The organism is Nocardiopsis moroccensis (genome assembly GCF_055763695.1).
In genome coordinates this window covers 4,574,807-4,591,333 of the sequence record NZ_CP199747.1, presented here as the reverse complement: position 1 = coordinate 4,591,333, position 16,527 = coordinate 4,574,807, and the positions used below count along the sequence as shown (strand labels likewise).

At 68.1% G+C, this 16,527-nt stretch carries 18 protein-coding genes; 4 read left to right on the top strand and 14 right to left on the bottom strand.

Translation table 11 applies throughout. The features are described from left to right. Positions 1–148: 148 nt before the first annotated feature. From pstA to trxA, 6 genes are all read right to left on the bottom strand, one after another. Positions 149–1,057 (bottom strand): phosphate ABC transporter permease PstA, encoded by a 909-nt coding sequence (gene pstA / locus ACUKCB_RS20245; RefSeq protein WP_473037170.1) that lies wholly within the window; start codon positions 1,055–1,057, stop codon positions 149–151. Beyond that, positions 1,054–2,058, bottom strand: coding sequence for a phosphate ABC transporter permease subunit PstC (pstC, locus tag ACUKCB_RS20240; protein WP_473037169.1), 1,005 nt, complete (start codon positions 2,056–2,058; stop codon positions 1,054–1,056). The genes pstA and pstC overlap by 4 nt, the downstream gene beginning before the upstream one ends. A gap of 105 nt (positions 2,059–2,163) precedes the next feature. Then, positions 2,164–3,309: a phosphate ABC transporter substrate-binding protein PstS gene (gene pstS / locus ACUKCB_RS20235; protein ID WP_473037168.1), complete on the bottom strand. Its 1,146-nt coding sequence runs from the start codon at positions 3,307–3,309 to the stop codon at positions 2,164–2,166. A 385-nt stretch (positions 3,310–3,694) separates the two neighbouring features. Further along, positions 3,695–4,480 carry a response regulator transcription factor gene (locus ACUKCB_RS20230; protein WP_473037167.1) on the bottom strand — a complete coding sequence of 262 codons (786 nt, stop codon included), beginning with the start codon at positions 4,478–4,480 and terminating at the stop codon, positions 3,695–3,697. 49 nt (positions 4,481–4,529) lie between these two features. Then, entirely contained in the window at positions 4,530–5,402 is an 873-nt protein-coding gene (gene pstB, locus ACUKCB_RS20225) for a phosphate ABC transporter ATP-binding protein PstB (protein ID WP_473037166.1), read from the bottom strand. A 315-nt stretch (positions 5,403–5,717) separates the two neighbouring features. Continuing rightward, positions 5,718–6,092 carry a thioredoxin gene (gene trxA, locus ACUKCB_RS20220; protein ID WP_191276307.1) on the bottom strand — a complete coding sequence of 125 codons (375 nt, stop codon included), beginning with the start codon at positions 6,090–6,092 and terminating at the stop codon, positions 5,718–5,720. 275 nt (positions 6,093–6,367) lie between these two features. Between trxA and ACUKCB_RS20215 the strand changes: the two genes are divergently transcribed. Beyond that, positions 6,368–6,715 (top strand): YidH family protein, encoded by a 348-nt coding sequence (locus ACUKCB_RS20215; RefSeq protein WP_473037165.1) that lies wholly within the window; start codon positions 6,368–6,370, stop codon positions 6,713–6,715. Beyond that, positions 6,712–7,080, top strand: coding sequence for a DUF202 domain-containing protein (locus ACUKCB_RS20210; RefSeq protein WP_473037164.1), 369 nt, complete (start codon positions 6,712–6,714; stop codon positions 7,078–7,080). The genes ACUKCB_RS20215 and ACUKCB_RS20210 overlap by 4 nt, the downstream gene beginning before the upstream one ends. 249 nt (positions 7,081–7,329) lie before the next feature. Here ACUKCB_RS20210 and ACUKCB_RS20205 read toward each other — a convergent pair whose 3' ends face one another. The 3 genes from ACUKCB_RS20205 to ACUKCB_RS20195 form a co-directional block, all read right to left on the bottom strand. Beyond that, entirely contained in the window at positions 7,330–8,313 is a 984-nt protein-coding gene (locus ACUKCB_RS20205) for an NAD-dependent epimerase/dehydratase family protein (protein ID WP_473037163.1), read from the bottom strand. 86 nt (positions 8,314–8,399) lie between these two features. Further along, positions 8,400–9,113, bottom strand: coding sequence for a PIG-L deacetylase family protein (locus ACUKCB_RS20200; RefSeq protein WP_473037162.1), 714 nt, complete (start codon positions 9,111–9,113; stop codon positions 8,400–8,402). 107 nt (positions 9,114–9,220) lie between these two features. Further along, positions 9,221–9,973 (bottom strand): WbqC family protein, encoded by a 753-nt coding sequence (locus tag ACUKCB_RS20195; RefSeq protein ID WP_473037161.1) that lies wholly within the window; start codon positions 9,971–9,973, stop codon positions 9,221–9,223. 333 nt (positions 9,974–10,306) lie between these two features. Between ACUKCB_RS20195 and ACUKCB_RS20190 the strand changes: the two genes are divergently transcribed. Together ACUKCB_RS20190 and ACUKCB_RS20185 are read left to right on the top strand one after the other, a co-directional pair. Then, positions 10,307–11,863, top strand: coding sequence for a glycosyltransferase family 2 protein (locus tag ACUKCB_RS20190; RefSeq protein ID WP_473037160.1), 1,557 nt, complete (start codon positions 10,307–10,309; stop codon positions 11,861–11,863). A 122-nt stretch (positions 11,864–11,985) separates the two neighbouring features. Then, positions 11,986–12,411 carry a DUF3817 domain-containing protein gene (locus tag ACUKCB_RS20185; protein ID WP_473037159.1) on the top strand — a complete coding sequence of 142 codons (426 nt, stop codon included), beginning with the start codon at positions 11,986–11,988 and terminating at the stop codon, positions 12,409–12,411. Here the strand turns inward: ACUKCB_RS20185 and ACUKCB_RS20180 are convergent. The 5 genes from ACUKCB_RS20180 to ACUKCB_RS20160 all read right to left on the bottom strand — a co-directional run bounded on the left by ACUKCB_RS20180 (position 12,387) and on the right by ACUKCB_RS20160 (position 16,468). Then, entirely contained in the window at positions 12,387–13,187 is an 801-nt protein-coding gene (locus tag ACUKCB_RS20180) for an SURF1 family protein (protein ID WP_473037158.1), read from the bottom strand. The two genes, ACUKCB_RS20185 and ACUKCB_RS20180, sit on opposite strands and share 25 nt — an antisense overlap. A gap of 524 nt (positions 13,188–13,711) precedes the next feature. Then, entirely contained in the window at positions 13,712–14,131 is a 420-nt protein-coding gene (locus ACUKCB_RS20175) for a hypothetical protein (RefSeq protein ID WP_473037157.1), read from the bottom strand. Continuing rightward, entirely contained in the window at positions 14,109–14,735 is a 627-nt protein-coding gene (locus ACUKCB_RS20170; RefSeq protein ID WP_473037156.1) for an HAD domain-containing protein, read from the bottom strand. Before ACUKCB_RS20170 ends, ACUKCB_RS20175 begins: the two co-directional genes overlap by 23 nt. Before the next feature lie 14 nt (positions 14,736–14,749). Further along, on the bottom strand, positions 14,750–15,658 hold the full coding sequence (locus tag ACUKCB_RS20165) for a phosphotransferase (protein ID WP_473037155.1): 909 nt from the start codon (positions 15,656–15,658) through the stop codon (positions 14,750–14,752). Positions 15,659–15,724: 66 nt separating this feature from the next. After that, complete coding sequence (locus tag ACUKCB_RS20160) at positions 15,725–16,468, bottom strand: hypothetical protein (RefSeq protein ID WP_473037154.1); 744 nt, start codon at positions 16,466–16,468, stop codon at positions 15,725–15,727. Positions 16,469–16,527: the final 59 nt, after the last annotated feature.

The following is a 16,527-nucleotide window of genomic DNA, read 5'->3' as shown; positions in this document are numbered from 1 at the left end:
GCCGCCCGCCCGGACCAGTGGACGGCACGGTTGCCGGGCGGCCCCGCTCCGGGCCCCGGCCGGGGAGGGAACACGGAAGGGGCCGTGCTCCCCGCTGCGGACAGCGGGCGGGCACGGCCCCTCGGTGGCGACAGTTGGTCGACGGGGCTCAGCGGGAGCCGGTGGAGGCCTTCGAACCGATCCAGCGGGCGACGACGGTGAACGCCAGCACCAGCACGAACAGGCTCAGCGCGGCGCCCCAGGCGCGGTCGATACCGGCCTCGAAGGGCTGGGCGGCGCCCCGGTACAGCTGGATGGGGACCGCGCCCTGCGGTTCGCCCTGGAAGGACGTCACGACCAGGCCGGATCCGAAGGCGGTCAGCAGCAGCGGCGCGGTCTCACCGATGCCGCGGGCGATCGCCAGCATCGAACCGGTGGTCAGGCCGGGGGCCGCGGCGGGCAGGACCGTGTGCACGATCGTCTGCCACCTGCGGGCGCCCAGACCGTAACTGGCGTTGCGGATCTCGTTCGGGACCAGCCGGAGCATCTCCTCGGCGGACCGGGTGACGATCGGCAGCATCATCACGGCGATGGCCACCGCACCGGCGAAGGTGCCGAAGCCCAGGCTGCCCCAGCCGATCACCACGAGGCCGTAGACGAACAGACCCACGAAGATCGACGGGATACCGGTCATCACGTCGGTGAAGAAGCGGATCGCGGAGGTCATCCGGTTCGGGCCGTACTCGACGATGTAGACCGCCGTGGCGATACCGAACGGGATCGACATCAGCACGGCCAGCGCCATGATGTACAGCGTTCCGAAGAAGCCGGCCGCGTAGCCGCCGCCCTCGCGCCGGGGCGGGGGCTCGGTCTGGGTGATGAAGTCCAGGTTGATCACGCCGATGCCGCGCCTGGTCACCTCGAAGACGATGAGGACCAGGGGGATCATGGCGATGACCATCGCCGCGGTCAGGACCACGGTCGCGGAGCGGTCCTTGAAGCGCCGGTAGGAGGAGCCCTTGGGGCGTTCGCTCAGCGGAACGTGCCGACTCGGCGGGGTGGAGGTCATGGTGCTCATACGGCGGCGTCTCCCGTCATGCGCCCCAGTCGCCAGACGATGACGCGGGCGAGGATGTTGACGATCATCGTGACCAGGAACAGGGCGACACCGATCGCCATCAGGGCGGTCCTGGCCTCCGGAGCGGCCTCACCGAAGGTCGCGGCGATGTGCGAGGCCATGCTGCTGCCGGTGCCGAACAGGCTTGCCCCCCATGACTGGGAGCCGCCGATCAGCATCAGGACCGCGATGGTCTCGCCCAGGGCGCGCCCCAGGCCCAGCATCGCCGCCGCGACGATCCCGGAGAAGCTGGCCGGGAGGACCACCTTGCGCAGGACCTCCCAGCGGGTCGAACCGAGGGCGTAGGCGGCCATCCTCTGGTCGATCGGGTGCACCACGATGACCTCGCGGATGATGGCGGTCATGATCGGCAGGATCATGATGGCCAGCACGATCCCGGCGGCCAGGTAGCCGACACCGCGGATCGGGCCCTCGAAGAGGAAGAACCAGCCGAGGACGCTCTCCAGGACCTCGAAGAAGGGACGGAGCACGTTCGGGAGGAACCAGTGCAGGCCCCAGAGGCCGAAGATGACGCTGGGCACCGCGGCGAGCAGCTCCACCATGTAGGAGAGCGGCTTGGCCAGGCGGTTCGGCGCCAGGTGGGTGATGTAGAAGGCGACCATGATCGCCAGCGGAAGTGCGATCAGGATGGCGATGGCCGAGGTCACCAGGGTGCCGTAGATGAACGGCCAGGCGCCGTAGGTGCCGCTGATCTCGCTGCGGGAGCTGCCGGCGCTCCAGTCCTCGCCGAACAGGAAGCCGAAGAAGCCCTCCTTGACGAAGACGGGCCAGGCCTCGGACGTGGTGCGGATGACCATCAGGGCCAGGATGACCAGCACGATGGCGCCGCAGACCGTGACGGCCCACTTGAAGATCGGGTCGGCCATCCTCCCCTTGCCGGACCTCAGCGCGCCCCGCCGGGGTTCCTCCGGGGCCGGGGCCTCGGGGGCCTCAGTGGACATGTTGCTTCTCCTCTTGATGGCTTTCGTGGGAGTGGGAGAGCGGTACGCCCCTGCGGGGACGGGGAGGCGGGCCGGGGGCGCGTTCGCGCCCCCGGCCCGGTGGGGTTACTCCTGGTCGGAGTCGCCCTCGGTGTCGCCGTCGGCGGCACCTTCGTCGGAGCCGTTCTCGGAGTTGGTCTTCTCCAGCTCGGCGATGACGCGGTCGGTCAGGTTCGGGCCGAGGGGCGCGTAGCCCAGCTCACCGGCGAGGTCCTGCGCGCCCTCGTCGGTCAGGGCCCAGGTCCAGAAGTCGATGATGGCGTCGGCGGAGGCCTGCTCGTAGCCGCAGGTGTAGGTGAAGATCCAGTTGGTACCGGCGATCGGGTAGCCCTCGCCACCGATGTTGTCGATGGAGAACTGGAAGTTCTCCGGAACGTCGGCCTCCTCGGAGGCGGCGATGGTGGACTCCAGGGTCGGCTCGATCGGGGTGCCGTCGGCGTTCACGACCGAGGCGACGGCCAGGTCGGCCTCCTGGGCGAAGGACTGGTTGATGTAGCCGATGCCGCCGGGGTTCTGGGAGATGCCCTGCGCGACACCGTCGTTCTGCTGGCCGCCGACCAGACCGGAGGCCCAGTCGAGCTCCTTGCCCTCGCCGTACTCGTCCGCCCACGACTCGACCTCGGTGCTGAGGTAGTGGGAGAAGACCGCGGTGGTGCCGGAGCTGTCGGAGCGGTGGACCGGGACGATCTCGTCGCTCGGCAGGTCCATGTCCGGGTTGAGCTCGGCGATCGCCGGGTCGTCGAAGGTGGTGATCTCGGTGGAGTAGATGTCCGCGATGGTCTGCGCGTCCAGCACCAGACCGTCGAGGTCGGGGTTGCTGAAGGCGATGACCACGGAGCCGAAGACGACCGGGAACTGGACGGCCTCGCAGCCGCGGTTCTCGGCCGCGACGGCCAGGTCCTCCTCGGTGAGGTAGGCCTCGGAGGAGCCGAAGTCGACGGTCTCCTCCAGGAACTGCTCCACACCGGCGCCGGAGCCGACGCTCTGGTAGTTGATGTCGACGCCCGGCTGGACGTCGCTGTTGTAGGTGTAGATCCAGTCCTGGAACAGGGGGTCGGGGAAGCTGGCACCCGCGCCGGTCAGTGACGCGCTGAGGTCACCGCCGCCGTTGCCGTCGGCACTGTCGCCGTTGTCCCCGCCACCGTTGCTGCACGCCGCCGCGAGCAGGGGGATGGTCGCCAGAACGGCGAGCTTGTAACGCCCGTTGCGCATGTCGTAGTTCTCCTCGTTGAATCACCGCTGTCGGGGCTGACGTGAAACGACAGTAAGCGTGCAGAAAGGCGTCGTGTCATCGAAATGAAGGACATCCGGTAGAAGGAGGGTGAATGGCGGGTGAATGAGGGTTACTATTTGATAACGGCACCTGTGTGTAGTGGTGCCGATGGCTGTGGGTGACCCTGAGTGTCCCGCTCTGACCTGTAGTTATGACGAGGTTCTCGGGTGTGTCGCCGTGGGTTCGTGGTCGTTTGTATGACAACTTCCACTTTCCACTGATTCATCTGTCCGTTGGTCTGGTGAAAATGACCCGGACATGAATATCGGGCCTCTCCGTGGTTTCCGGAGGGCCCTGGAAAAGGTCCCGACTTCCTTCGTGCGGTTACCCGCCGTTCGCCGTGTCCAGCCGGTACCCGATGCCGCGGACCGTGTGGATGAACCGGGGCTGGGACTCGGAGTCACCGAGTTTGTGCCGCAGGCGGCGGATGTGCACGGCGATCGTGTTGTTCACCGGCGGGAGCGGCTTGCGCCAGACCTCCGTCCACAGCTCCTCCCGGCTCACCACTCTGCCGCTGTGTCTGAGCAGGAAGTCCATGATCCCGAACTCCCGCAGCGCCAGGTTGACCGGATGCCCGTCCACGAACAGCCGGTGGCCGAGGGCGTCCAGTTCCAGGTCGCCCGAGCGCAGCGCGGTGGAGACGCCGGCCTCCGCGGCCGGCAGCCCCTCCACCCCCGGCAGCGAGCCGCGCAGCAGGGCCGACAGCTCGGGGATCCGGTAGGGGCGGTTCACGCACGCCGTGGCGCCCGCGGCGAGCGCCCGCATCGCCCGCTGCGAGTCGCCCGGGCCCACCCCGATCAGGATGGGGATGTCCGTCGCCCGCCGGGTCACCCGCACCAGGGTCTCCAGCTCCACCTCGGGCGGGGCCGAGTTGGTCAGCAGTGCGTCCGGACGCGCCATCCCCACCCGCAGCAGGGCCTCGGCCCCGTCCACGCAGACCGTGATGTCCACGTCGTGACCGCTCAGCGAGAGCACCAACTGGTGCGACTGCTCGGACTCGGGTTCCACCAGTAGGACCCTCAGCGGACCCTCCGACCGCTTCACCCGAACCTCGGCGTCCGGTACGCCGGAAGGCGGCGGCACCGGTGCGGAGGAGGTGAGCGCGGGCATGGGCGGGTCCACTTCGTCGAGAGGGGTGGTACTGGGCGCGGGCGCTCGGTTACCCGAAGCGCCCCGAGATGTAGTCCTCGGTGCGCTGGTCGGCGGGCTTGCTGAAGATCTTCGCCGTTTCGTCGAACTCCACGAGGCTGCCGTAGCGGTCCCCCGCGTCGTCCACACCGGCGGTGAAGAACGCCGTGCGGTCCGAGACCCGGGCCGCCTGCTGCATGTTGTGGGTGACGATGACGATCGTGTACTCGGCCGCCAGCTCGTACATGAGGTCCTCGATCTTGAGCGTGGCGATCGGGTCGAGCGCCGAACAGGGCTCGTCCATGAGGATGACCTCGGGGTTCACCGCGATGGTGCGCGCGATGCACAGGCGCTGCTGCTGGCCGCCGGAGAGGGCGAAGGCGCTCTCCTTCAGCTTGTCCTTGACCTCGTCCCACAGGGCGGCCTTGGTCAGCGTCTCCTCGACCAGGTCGTCCATGTTGCCGCGCACCCCGTTGATCCGGGGGCCGTAGGCGACGTTGTCGTAGATGGACTTGGGGAACGGGTTGGGCTTCTGGAAGACCATCCCGATCCGGCGGCGGACCTCGATCGGGTCCACGTCGGAGGCGTACAGGTTCTCTCCGTGGTAGGTCACCCTGCCCTCGACCCGCGCTCCCGGGATGAGGTCGTTCATCCGGTTGAGCGTGCGCAGGACCGTGCTCTTACCGCAGCCGGAGGGGCCGATCATCGCGGTGATCTGGCGCGGGCCCACCTTCATGTTCACGTCACGGACGGCCTTGTTGGACCCGTAGTGGATCGACAGGTCGGAGATGTCGAAGACGGGGTTGCCCAGGTCGGGAACCTCGCGGTTGTACCGGACGGTGTCGGGGGCGATGCCGCGGCCGGACTCGGTTCCGCGCGGGGTCGCGGTGTTGCTGACAGACATGGGGCCACTTCCGGGTCGGACGGAGCTCGTGTGCACGTGGGGGGTGAAACCCGCGGAGCGCGGTCGATACCCATGAAAATATGCCTGCGTGAAGCTGGGGTGAACGAACCCCGTGGCCAAGGTGAACGTGGGCGGTGGAGTGCGAAGCCCCCGGTGACGAACCGGTGTCGTCCCTCGGCCGCCCTGCTGCAGCCGCGCCCGTCCCCGGCCTGGAGCGGGGCGCGTTCGGGGTCCCGGGCCCCCGAACGCGACCGCCCCGACGTCCGAGCACCCGCAGGGGCGGGCGGTGGGACGTCGGGGCGGTCGGGGTCCGCGTTACTGCGGGGTGTCGCCGGCCTGCTCGGCGACCTTCTGCTTGACCTCTTCCATGTCCAGCTCCCGGGCCTGGGTGATCAGGCTCTCCAGGGCCTCGGCGGGAAGGGCACCCGGCTCGTTGTAGATGACCGTCTGGTCACGCACGATCATCAGCGTCGGGATGGACTGGATCTTGAACTCGAAGGCGAGCTCGCGCTGCGCCTCGGTGTCCACCTTGGCGTGCACGATGTCGGTGTGCTGGTCCGAGGAGCTCTCGAACACCGGGGCGAACTGCCGGCAGGGTCCGCACCAGTCCGCCCAGAAGTCGATCAGGACGAAGCTGTTGTCCTTCAGCGTCTCGGCGAAGTTGTCTTTGGTGAGTTCGACGGTGGACACGTGGTCTCCTGCTCTTCGTACGTCTTGTTGGTGTCGACCGGTGGCCAACTGCCATCCTCTTGGGTCCTACAGCGGTGGTGCCCACTCGTTTGTTCCACATGCCCCGACGGCGGTCCGAGCATCCCTCCTGGCTTGGAGGTTTCCGACCCAACACGTGTTGCATACCTGTTTGGGAGGAAAGACCGATCGAGGTTAGTGTCGGTTCTGGGTCACGGGTTCATTGTCGTGACCGAAGCCCTTGTCGGGGGGCCGAACGCCGAAAACCGGGGGGACCGATGAGTGCTGAGGTGCCTGAGGGCGACCGGCCCGTCGACTACCGGTTCACCCTCGCCAACGAACGTACCTTCCTGGCCTGGATCCGCACCGCGCTTGCTCTGCTCGCGGGGGCGGTCGCCGTACTCCACCTGCTGCCGCTGAACTGGGACGCGGCGCCCCGCACCCTGGTCGGTCTGATCCTGGCCGGGCTGGCCGGTGTCGTGACCGTGTACGCGCCGCTGCGCTGGTACCGCGTGCAACGCGTCATGCGCCGCGGCGGGACCCTGCCGATGAGCCCCCTCCCGCTGATCACCACGTTCGCGGTGGGACTCGTGTGCCTTCTGGTCCTGCTGGGGAACCTGCTGTGAAAGCGGGGGTGGAGAGGGATCCCGGCCTCCAGCCCGAGCGCACCCTGCTGTCCTGGCAGCGCATGCTCATCCTGCTGGCCGTGGTGGGCCTGCTGTACCTGCGGGGACCGCTCGAACCCGGCTCCTCCGCGGTGCCCGAGGTGGCACCGGCGCTCCGTGTGGGCGTCATGGCCTTCACACTCATGCTGGGCGCGTCCCTGGGCCTGCACCTGTGGTGGAGGTGGCGGAGCACCGGCCACGGACTCCGTGACCCCCGGACGGGGAAGCCACCGCAGAACGTGGCCGGCCCTTGGGCGATGGGCCTGCTGAGCGCGGGTGTGCTCGCCCTGACGGTGGTCGTGGTGACGACGGTGGTCGTGCCGTGAACCGGAGCCACGGGTATGCCCTGTCCACGGGCGGGGCTCGGGGTTCGATACCCGGGGTGCCGGAGACGGCCGGTGCCGGGGCCCTGTCCTCGGGCCGGCGTCGGGGGGCGTCGGGCCGGCGGCGAGGCGGGGACCGGGCCTCGCGTGCGCCTCCTCTTTCGTCTGGCGGTCAGCGGCCGTGGAACGGCCGCGGGGCAGGCGGACCGGGCGGCGGGAACCCGGGTGCTGCCTTCCTCGTCCGGCTCGTGGTCAGACCGGCTCCGGCACCGAGTGGGCCGAACGGCGGTGCCGCACCAGGGAACCGATGATGTCGTTCAGGTCCCTCGTCGGCTCGTAACCGATCAGGCGCGCGGCCAGGGAGGTGTCGGGGTAGCGGCGCTGCATGTCCTCGTACCCCTCTCCGTAGGCCTGTTCGTAGTCGACGTAGGTGATCGCGCTGGAGGACCCGGTCAGCTCCACGACCCGGTCGGCGAGCCCCTTGATCGAGACCTCTTCCCGGCCGCCCAGGTTGACCGCCTGGTTGTAGGCCTCGGGGGTGTCCATCAACCGCGTCAGGGCGGGGACCACGTCGTACACCGATCCGAAGCAGCGGCGCTGGGCGCCCGTTCCGTACACGGTGATGGGCTCCGCCGACAGCGCCTGGTCCACGAACCGGGGGACGACCATGCCGTACCGCCCCGTCTGCCTGGGCCCCACCACGTTGAAGAAACGGGTGATGACGCAGGGCACGCCGGACTCCGTGCCGTGGATGTAGGCGACCAGTTCGTCCAGGCCCTTGGCGGCCGCGTAGGACCAGCGGCTCTTGATGGGCGAGCCGTAGATCCGGTCGTCGTTCTCCTTGAGGCCGTCGGCGTCGTTCTTGCCGTAGACCTCGCTGGTCGAGGCGACCATGTACGGCACCCGGTGCCTGACCGCGGCCTCCACGACGTTCTCGGTGCCGTGCAGGTTGATCCGCAGGGAACGGAGCGGGTTGTCGACGATGTTGTAGACACCCACCGCGGCGGCGAGGTGGAACACGGTGTCCGCCTCCGCGACGAGCTCGCTGACCAGTTCCTGGTCCAGGATGTCCCCCTGGACGAAACGGAACCCGGGTCGGTCCTTCAACTGGGACAGGTTCGACAGTGAACCGGTCGAGAGGTCGTCGAGCACGGTGACCTCGTGTCCCTGCGCGATGAGGTGATCGCTCAGGTGTGAGCCGATGAACCCGGCTCCACCGGTGATGACAGCCTTCATGGTTTCCCCTCCACTACGGACTGGGCGGATGTTCTGCTCTTCACGGGGGTGGGTTGTGACAGGTGGGGGAGTTCGCGCGTCGTCGGTCAGGCCAGGTGGCGCAGGACGTGGTAGCCCTCGCCGAGGGCCACCCCGGCCTGCATGCCCCGGAGGACGGCGAGGCTGCGCAGGGTGAGTTCGGAGCGGGTGTGCGGGTGCTCGTGGCTCTGGGAGCCGTACAGCTCCATGCCGTGGAGCTTGGCCGCCAAGTCCTGTTCGGCGAGTTCGACGATGAGGTTGGGGGAGCACACGGGTTCGGTCCGCCACTGGTCGGCGGCCTCCTCGTAGGCCAGCACCATCCGGGGGTGGTGGCGCAGGAGGGTGTTCGAGGGGCGCAGGGCCGTGTGGGCGGCCTCGGCGGTGGCCTGGTGGTCCTGGTTGTAACTGGTGCGGTGCGGCAGGAGCACCACGGTCGGTCGCAGGCGCGCGATCGAGAGCGGGCTCTCCCGCTCGATCAGCTGTGTCAGGTCCACCCGGGGGGAGGAATCCAGCCTCAGGTGGTGCGTGTCGCCCGGCAGGGCCATGTGCCAGTCGTCCCAGCGGAAGTGTTCGGAGACCTTCTTGATCTCGGTGTAGCGCTCCTCCGCGGTGGAGAAGCCCCTCGGAGACTGGTCCGCGGTGTCGCCGACCGTCAGGAACTGCACGAAGACCTCCGCGCCCGCCTGTTTGGCCTTGCTCATCAGGCCGCCGCAGCCGAGGGTCTCGTCGTCGGGGTGAGGGGCGTAGACCAGGAGGCGCTCCTGTGACCAGTCCGTCGTCATGCCAGTTTCCCGTCCTTTGCCGAAGTGGGCGATCGGTTGTTACCCGAGCCGTCGGAACCGCTGCGCCCGAGGGTTCGGGTCGGCGGTGCCCCGCTCGCTGACCCTGGTCAGCCGCGGGACCTTGCCTGTCGGAGCACACTCAGCGCATCCGGTCCGGCGTTGAGCAGGAGGTCGATCGCCGACAGGCGGGGCACGAATTCGTCGGCGGGTCCGCGTGTGTGCTGCCGGTACACCGGGTGGTCGAAGTCCTGCCACTCGATGTCCACCCCGTAGCGGTTCATGATCCCGGGGTCCAGGTAGCCCCTCGCGCCCGCACCGGAGAGCAGGGTGTGCGCTCCGGCCTTGGCGCAGATCTGGGCGAGCAGCTCACTCTTCTGTCCGGGGAAGTCCCCGAGTTCGCTGGCGCGCAGAATCGGTGTGTCGATTCCGAAACCGCGTGTCAGCAGGCGGGTGGTCGCTATGGCCAGCTCCGCGAGGTCCTCCCACTCGGTCTCGTACAGGCGAGCGATTTCTTCTGCGTAATCGCCCCAGTACGGGGCTTTTCGGTAACAGTGCTCAGCCAGCGCCCTGTGGTGCTTGGTGCGCCATTTGTGGGTGTTGTCAATCTTCTTGTCCAGAATGGTCTCGTCACGGCTGGCCTGTGTGACGGGCACGGTGAGCAGCACGGGCTTACCCGGTCCGGCGACGTAGTTTCGGTTCTGCCAGCCTCGGCGCTCGAACTGAACCGTGTCGAGCATCACGAAACAGTCGGAGCGGTCGATCTTGTCGATCAGTCCCAGCCAGGGCCAGTAGTGCGGCTGGTGCACCGCGGCGAGGACGCGGTCGGTGTCGCGGCTGTTCGAGGCAGTTCTCCCACTCACGGGCTCCGGGGCTGCGCGGGCAGGATCTGGCGAGGGGGATCTCGGGTCGCCGATCACGCCGGGCGTTCTCCTTGTCTTGTTCTGTTGCGTTTCGCGAGGATTTCCCGGGCCCTGGGTGACCTCGGGCAAACCGGGGCGGCACCATCACCGACGCCTCGCCTCAAATATCTTCTAATGGGTACCACCTCACGCAAGCCCGTGTATACGATTTGCGTGGCCTACATAGGACGCGAACCCGGGTGAACCCACCGGTCGCGTAGGGCGTCAACCTAACACCGACTTTGCGGGTTAATGTCGGTCCGAAACCGATAACTTTCGGAGGGTCCCAGGCCTGTGCGTATTGCGCGTTTCATCGGCGGTTTACTGACCGGGTTGATCGCCCTGGTCCTGGCTGCCGCACTCTTCGTCTACTGGTTCGACTTCGCGACCTCGATGGCGGCAGCCGCCGGCATCGGCGCCCTCGGCTACGTGTTCCTGTGGATGGCCTTCGGGCTGAACCTTCTGCTGTGGACCGTGGTGGGCCTGCTCAGGCTGGCCGAGGGCGGGGCCCGGGGCGCCCTCCGGCGCAGCTCCCGGGGACGTCGGCCGCGGGTGGCCCCCGGCGGCCGTGAGCGCGAGCGGGTGCTCGTCGGCGCGGCGGGCGCGGGCGGCGGCACCGCGCTGTCCGAGAGCGGGGCCGGAACCGGCCCCGCCGGCGCGGACACCGTCGAAACGGCGTCCTCCGACGGCGCCGCGGCGGTTCGGGACCCCGAGACCACCACCCTCGCCGTCATCATCCCGGCGCACAACGAGGAGCCGGTGATCGGCACCGCGATCTCCTCCGCGCTGGGCCTGTTCGACCGCTGGGACATCTACGTCGTCTCGGACTCCTCCGGGGACGCGACGGCCGAGATCGCGGCCAGGACCGGGGTGAACGTCCTCGAACTCCTCACCAACCGGGGCAAGGCCGGAGCGATCGAAGCGGTCATCGAGGAGTTCTCGCTGACCGAAAACTACGACGGCGTAGTGATCCTGGATGCTGACACCGAGCTCGACTCGGGGTACGTGGAAGGCGCCAAACGCCAGCTGGCCGACCCGGGTGTGGCCGCCGTCGCGGGCTTCGTGGTCTCGGAGTGGAAACCGCGGGAGCGCAACGTCATCGGGCGGATCATCTCCGCCTACCGGGACCGGCTGTACTTCATGCTCCAGTACCTCATGCGCTTCGGGCAGACCTGGAAGCGGACCAACGTCGCCTTCATCGTCCCGGGCTTCGCGAGCGTGTACCGCAGCCGTGCGCTCCGGGAGATCACCGTCAACCCTCCGGGGCTGGTGATCGAGGACTTCAACATGACCTTCGAGGTGCACCGCAAACGCCTGGGCAGGGTGTCGATGCGGCCGGACACCAAGGCCTACAGCCAGGACCCGTTCACCTTCCGGGACTACCGCAAGCAGGTGGGCCGCTGGACGCTGGGCTTCTGGCAGACGGTCCGGCGGCACGGGGTGTGGCCGAGCTTCTTCTGGCTGGCCCTGGCCCTGTACATCCTGGAGGTCGTGCTGGTCTCGTTCCTCTTCCTGGTCACCGTGGCGATCGCGGTGTTCGTGCTCATCGGTACGTTCGGCGGGGACGTGGCGGCGGGCCTGCCGTTCTTCACGGAGGGGTTCACCGCGGTCACGGCCTTCCTCCCGCTGACCGTGCTCGCCATCGGCCTGCTCGTCCCCGACTACATGCTCACCTGCGTCATGACGGTGGTGCGCCGTCGGCCGTCCTACCTCCTCTACGGCCTGTTCTTCTTCCCGATCAGGATCGTGGACGCCTACCTGTCCCTGCGGATGATCCCGAAGGCGTGGACGGCCAAGTCCGACGGACGGTGGAGCAGCCCTACCCGGGTCGCCAACAAGGACAGGAAGTAAACCGGCACCGAACTGCGAAAATGTGAGATTTTCCGGGCGCGGCCACCCCGGGGACCCGCCGCGGTGGACAGCACTTAGCCTCGATGGAGGGGACCCGACCCTCCTCGGGGCGAAGTTGTTGAATGGGTGAGGTCGCAGTGGACAAGAGGCGTGTTTCGTTCGCGTTGTACCGGGTGCTCGCTTACATCACAGGTGTCTTCCTGTTGGGCCTGACCTTCGTGGCCATGCCCGCCAAGTACCTGGTCGGCGAGAGCTCGATGTTCGCCCTGGCACCCGCCCCCGAGGGCCTGGAGCACTGGTTCGGTCCCGAGTCACCGCTGATGCTCTTCATCGCGATGCCGCACGGCTACGTCTACATGGCCTACGTGCTCGTCGTCCTGTGGGTTTCCCTGGACCGCCGCTGGGGCGCGGGCCGGACCCTGGGCGTCGTGCTCGCGGGCACCATCCCGGTACTCGGTTTCGTGGTCGAGCACCGTGTGGTCAGGTCCGAGAGGGACAGGGAGTCGGCGGCCGCGCGTGCGGCTCAGGAGCCCGCGCCCGCCGGTTGATCCGGGTTCCGTCCGCTTTCCTCCGAGGCCCCGCCCGTGTTCCGGGTGCGGGCCTCGGCCAGTTCACGGCGCATGAGGATGATCCAGAACGCCACCCCGGAGGCACCGAACATGGCCCACTGGACGGAGTAGCTGAGGCTGCGCCAGTTGATCGAGAACTCGGTGGGCGGCTCGGGCGGCGGCATCGGGGTGAGCCCGCCCGCTGCGGGGTCGCTCCCGGGCAGGGTGAGGTAGGCCGCGTAGAGCCGGTAGTCCCACTCGCCGACCAGTACCGACGGGGCGATCCGCTCTGCTGTTCCCGCCTCGGACTCGCCCATGGGGACAAAGCCCTCGGAGGAGTCCTGGGGCGGTTGGAGCCAGCCGGTGACGGTGACCTCGCCCTCGGGGGAGGGGGGCAGGTCGGTGCCGTCCGCGGACCAGCCCCGGTTCACGGGCAGGGCCACGCCCTCCTCGGTGACGAGGGGGGCGACCACCGCGTAGCCCTCGGCACCGTCCATCCGCTGCGGCACCAGGAGTTGGGCGTCGGCGTCGAACCGCCCCCGGGCCCGGACCGCGGTGTTCGCGGTGAGGTTGGGGTGCAGGTAGGTGCCGGGTTCGCCCAGCTCGGTGACGGGCACGGCGTCGGCCAGGTCCTCCACCGGGTTGGTGATGACGTCGCGGTCGGGTTCGAACGCGCGGTTGCCCTGCCAGTAGGCACCGGCCGTGCACACCAGGGCCACGAGCAGAGCGGCGAGGTGGAGGCCGAGCCAACGCGGGCTGAGGAGCGGTGATCTCACCGGTCCAGGCTATGTGCGGCCTCCGAGCGGCTGGTCATGACCCCGTGTTGACGATGGCCACAGCCACTTGGCGGTTCCCCGGCCGAGGAATGAAGATCACTTTAAGTAGTTTCTCGTAACGGAGGGTTGTTCTTCGTGGGTGTGGTGGGTAGTGTCTCTATCAACGCGGAACGACAAGATCGCTTCCACGTGAGAGACCTTCAAGGCCGCGACTCCAGGGGGGAGGAGTCGCAGGCCGCTTCCCAGAGCGAGGGTTGCCTCCGTACTTTGAGGGGGGATGCGGAGGCGACCCTCGCCACCTCGTAGACGGGGCGGGTTCACCGGTCGGTGGCCCCGCCCCGTTTTCTTTTCGCCCTGTTGTGGCCTTGACTGATACTCGTGGCTGCCGGGGTCAGTGCGGATCGGTGCGGAAGTCGGCCCAGAGGTCGACGGCTCGTTCCAGGTCGAGGGCGGCCACCTTCTCGGGGGAACCCCGACGGTGTCGGTCTGGAGTTTGGACGACGGCTGTCGACGGTGGGCTCTGGCTACCAGAGAGAGGCTTCGTTCGACGGGTGGGACAACACGGTCATCACCCGGTCGAGATGGTCTCGTGGGAAGAAGAGGTGAACTTCCTCAGAACCGGGCCTCGGACGACCACCCGCCGGGCTCGGCAGGACCGGCTTCACGCACAACCACGATTCGGGCGTGGCCCACTGAGATATCGCCAACCTCAGGTTCGGGTCGTGGACGAGGAGCGTCACCAGGCGCTCCCCATCGTCTGGGCGAAGCTTCAACCAGACCCGATCGAGATAGAAGTTCGACCACCTCTGAGCCCCTGCGGGCATCCCCGGCCCCGAGGCCGTGAGCGATTCACCGTAGTTCTGACAGCTCGACTTCGTGCGCAGCCCCAGTTCCCACAGACGCAGGATCAACGGCACGATGTCACGGTCGATGGGCACCACCATCCCGTTGGGGGTCGCCAGCGAATCCGTGGGGTGAAGCTGCGCTTCGCTCATCTGCTCTCTCGTTCGTGTGCGAGTCCTGCATGACCGCGACCGCCCATGTGCGTACGGCGTCGATGTGGGACCGCTGGAGTCCCTTGTACGGGTCGGGCTGGATGAGCAGCGTTGGCACCCCGCTGAACGCACGCTCCCTGGCCCACTCGTGGTCGGGCGGAGCGAAGTCGTCATCCACCCAGACCAACGGTGCGCCCCCAGACCAGGCGCTGACGGGGTCGCGCTTCCACAGGTAGCCGGACGGGTGGGGTGTGCTGATGTCGGGGTTGCCGAGATCGACGTGGGGCATGGAGCCCAGGCCCAGGAGCGGGGCGATGAGGCGGTTGGCCTCGGTGTTCCAGCTCGTTGCCCATCTCGGGCGCACGATGCCCAGTGAGCGCGTCGCGATGATCCATGAGCCGTGTTCGGGGTTCAGCCAGACCGGAACGTCGGGGTTGCCGTTCGGGTCGAGTCGGTGGGGGCGAAACCCTGGAGGGATGGACCCTCCGGGGCCGGGGAACGGGTTGAGAACGCCGTCGATGTCGATGAGCAGGAACGGGGGGTGGACTGCCATCGGTGCCCTTCGGTTCAGACGCGCAGCAGGGCCGCCGCGTCGTTGACGTGCCGTCGGATGACTCGCTGGTACGCGGTGTCGCTGTCGGGGTTGGCGATCCACATCAGCGCCTGGTCGAGGAACCACTCCGCGACCCAGACGCGGTGCCACCCCAGAGCCCAGTTCTGGACGGGGAGCCCGCCCCGCTCCTGGATCGTCTGCGCGGGACCGCCCTCCTCGACGTAGGTCTCCAGCAGAGCCCGCATCCCGTCCGGGTCAGGGGTGTCCACGGTTCCCTTCCACGAGGCCAGGTCGATCAGGCCGGAGCCTCGGAAGGCCCTGGCGAAGTCGAACATGTACGTGTGGTCCTCGGTGACCAGCAGGCTCTCAGGGTGGAACTCCGAGTGGACCCACCCGAAGGGGCGCAGCGTGGCGCCTTCCGCTCGCGCGGACGCGGCCTTCTCGATCTGCTGGAGGGTGACCGTGATGTCGTCGGTGCCCTCCCACCGCTCGCGCTGGAGAAGGTGAAGGGTGCGCAGGGCGCGGCTGGGCAGCGACCGAAGCCACTCGGTGTCACCGGGCGGGAGGAAGCCAGGGGCCGAGGCGCTGTGCAGCTGGATCGCCGCCGCGACGCCGTCGGCGTCGGAGGCTTCACGCACGGGTGTGCCCAAGTCCTCCATGAGCATCCCCAACGTGGTCGGCGTGCGCAGGGTGGTGCGCAACCTCGGCACGGTCACGCCCGCCTGCCAGGCTGCGGTCAGGTTGTCGTGCTCGTGGGTGAACGGATCGGTGGCGCACTTGAAGACGAGTGAGCCCTCCGAGGTGGTCAGGCGCTCGACGTGTGAGAGCTCCCAACTGTGGAGGACGGTGGATTCCACCTCGGGGCTGAGACCTGCCTTCTCCAGGACCTCGCCGCGAAGTCTGCGGATTGCTGTCAGGTTCAACTGCTCTTCCTTTCTCCAGGGCCGGGGGCCCGGTCGCCGGTGCCGGACCCCCGACGACCGCCTCGTCTAGGCGGCGTCACCCAGGTTGCGCACGGAGGCGATCCACTCGTCGCGGAACTCGTTCAACTGGTCTCGGAACGTGTCCATCGAGGTGGCGTAGGGAGCTACCACCCCGCCCCTGCGGTCCGGGGCGGACTGGCACCCGTGGACCAGCCGTCCACCGAGGGCCGTGTGCGCCTTGATGGACTCGATCCGGCGGTTCTCGTTGAACAGTCCTCCGTGGAAGACCTCGTCCAGCTTCTCCACGGTCGGCTCGTCCAGGTCGTAGACCACCTGCGCGGTGTCCGCGAAGAACCAGGACGGGCCGACGATGCTGATCGTGCCGTCCTGCTCCACCTTGTTCAGCGCGGTCAGAGTCGAGACCTCCGCGAGGATCTTCAGGTGCTCGGCGGTGATGCCCTCCACACCCAGGATCGGCAGGTGCTCCTGGCGGAACAGGTGGCTGTACACCTGCCAGGCGATGCCGAGGACTTCGGTCGGGTCGTGGGTGGTGCGCACGTTGGTCTTGATGAAGTCGAGCGCCTTCTGCTCCAGGGCGACGTCCTCGGTCTCGGTGACCGGGAACATCTCGGTGACGACGGTCTCCCAGTCGATCACCCGCCATCCGGGAACGGTCGCCTTGAAGAAGTGCTCCTTGGGGTCGATGTGCAGCACGCCGTTCGAGACGGTCACACCGTTGACGCGGTTCCACCGAGGGTCGAAGGCGTGGTTTTCCAGCTCCACAGTGAACGGAGCGATGGTGACTGCCATGCGGTTGTTCCTTTCCGTGGTTGGAGACGTGCGGCGGCGAGGGGCGACCCCACCACGAC

Coding starts and splice junctions, on each gene's coding strand:
- ACUKCB_RS20170 (WP_473037156.1), bottom strand. CDS start 14,735: ATGGCAGTCCACCCCCCGTTCCTGCTCATCGACATCGACGGCGTTCTC.
- ACUKCB_RS20175 (WP_473037157.1), bottom strand. CDS start 14,131: ATGGTGGTGCCCATCGACCGTGACATCGTGCCGTTGATCCTGCGTCTG.
- pstC (WP_473037169.1), bottom strand. CDS start 2,058: ATGTCCACTGAGGCCCCCGAGGCCCCGGCCCCGGAGGAACCCCGGCGG.
- ACUKCB_RS20230 (WP_473037167.1), bottom strand. CDS start 4,480: ATGCCCGCGCTCACCTCCTCCGCACCGGTGCCGCCGCCTTCCGGCGTA.
- ACUKCB_RS20205 (WP_473037163.1), bottom strand. CDS start 8,313: ATGAAGGCTGTCATCACCGGTGGAGCCGGGTTCATCGGCTCACACCTG.
- ACUKCB_RS20160 (WP_473037154.1), bottom strand. CDS start 16,468: ATGGCAGTCACCATCGCTCCGTTCACTGTGGAGCTGGAAAACCACGCC.
- ACUKCB_RS20185 (WP_473037159.1), top strand. CDS start 11,986: ATGGGTGAGGTCGCAGTGGACAAGAGGCGTGTTTCGTTCGCGTTGTAC.
- pstA (WP_473037170.1), bottom strand. CDS start 1,057: ATGAGCACCATGACCTCCACCCCGCCGAGTCGGCACGTTCCGCTGAGC.
- ACUKCB_RS20215 (WP_473037165.1), top strand. CDS start 6,368: ATGAGTGCTGAGGTGCCTGAGGGCGACCGGCCCGTCGACTACCGGTTC.
- pstB (WP_473037166.1), bottom strand. CDS start 5,402: ATGTCTGTCAGCAACACCGCGACCCCGCGCGGAACCGAGTCCGGCCGC.
- pstS (WP_473037168.1), bottom strand. CDS start 3,309: ATGCGCAACGGGCGTTACAAGCTCGCCGTTCTGGCGACCATCCCCCTG.
- ACUKCB_RS20200 (WP_473037162.1), bottom strand. CDS start 9,113: ATGACGACGGACTGGTCACAGGAGCGCCTCCTGGTCTACGCCCCTCAC.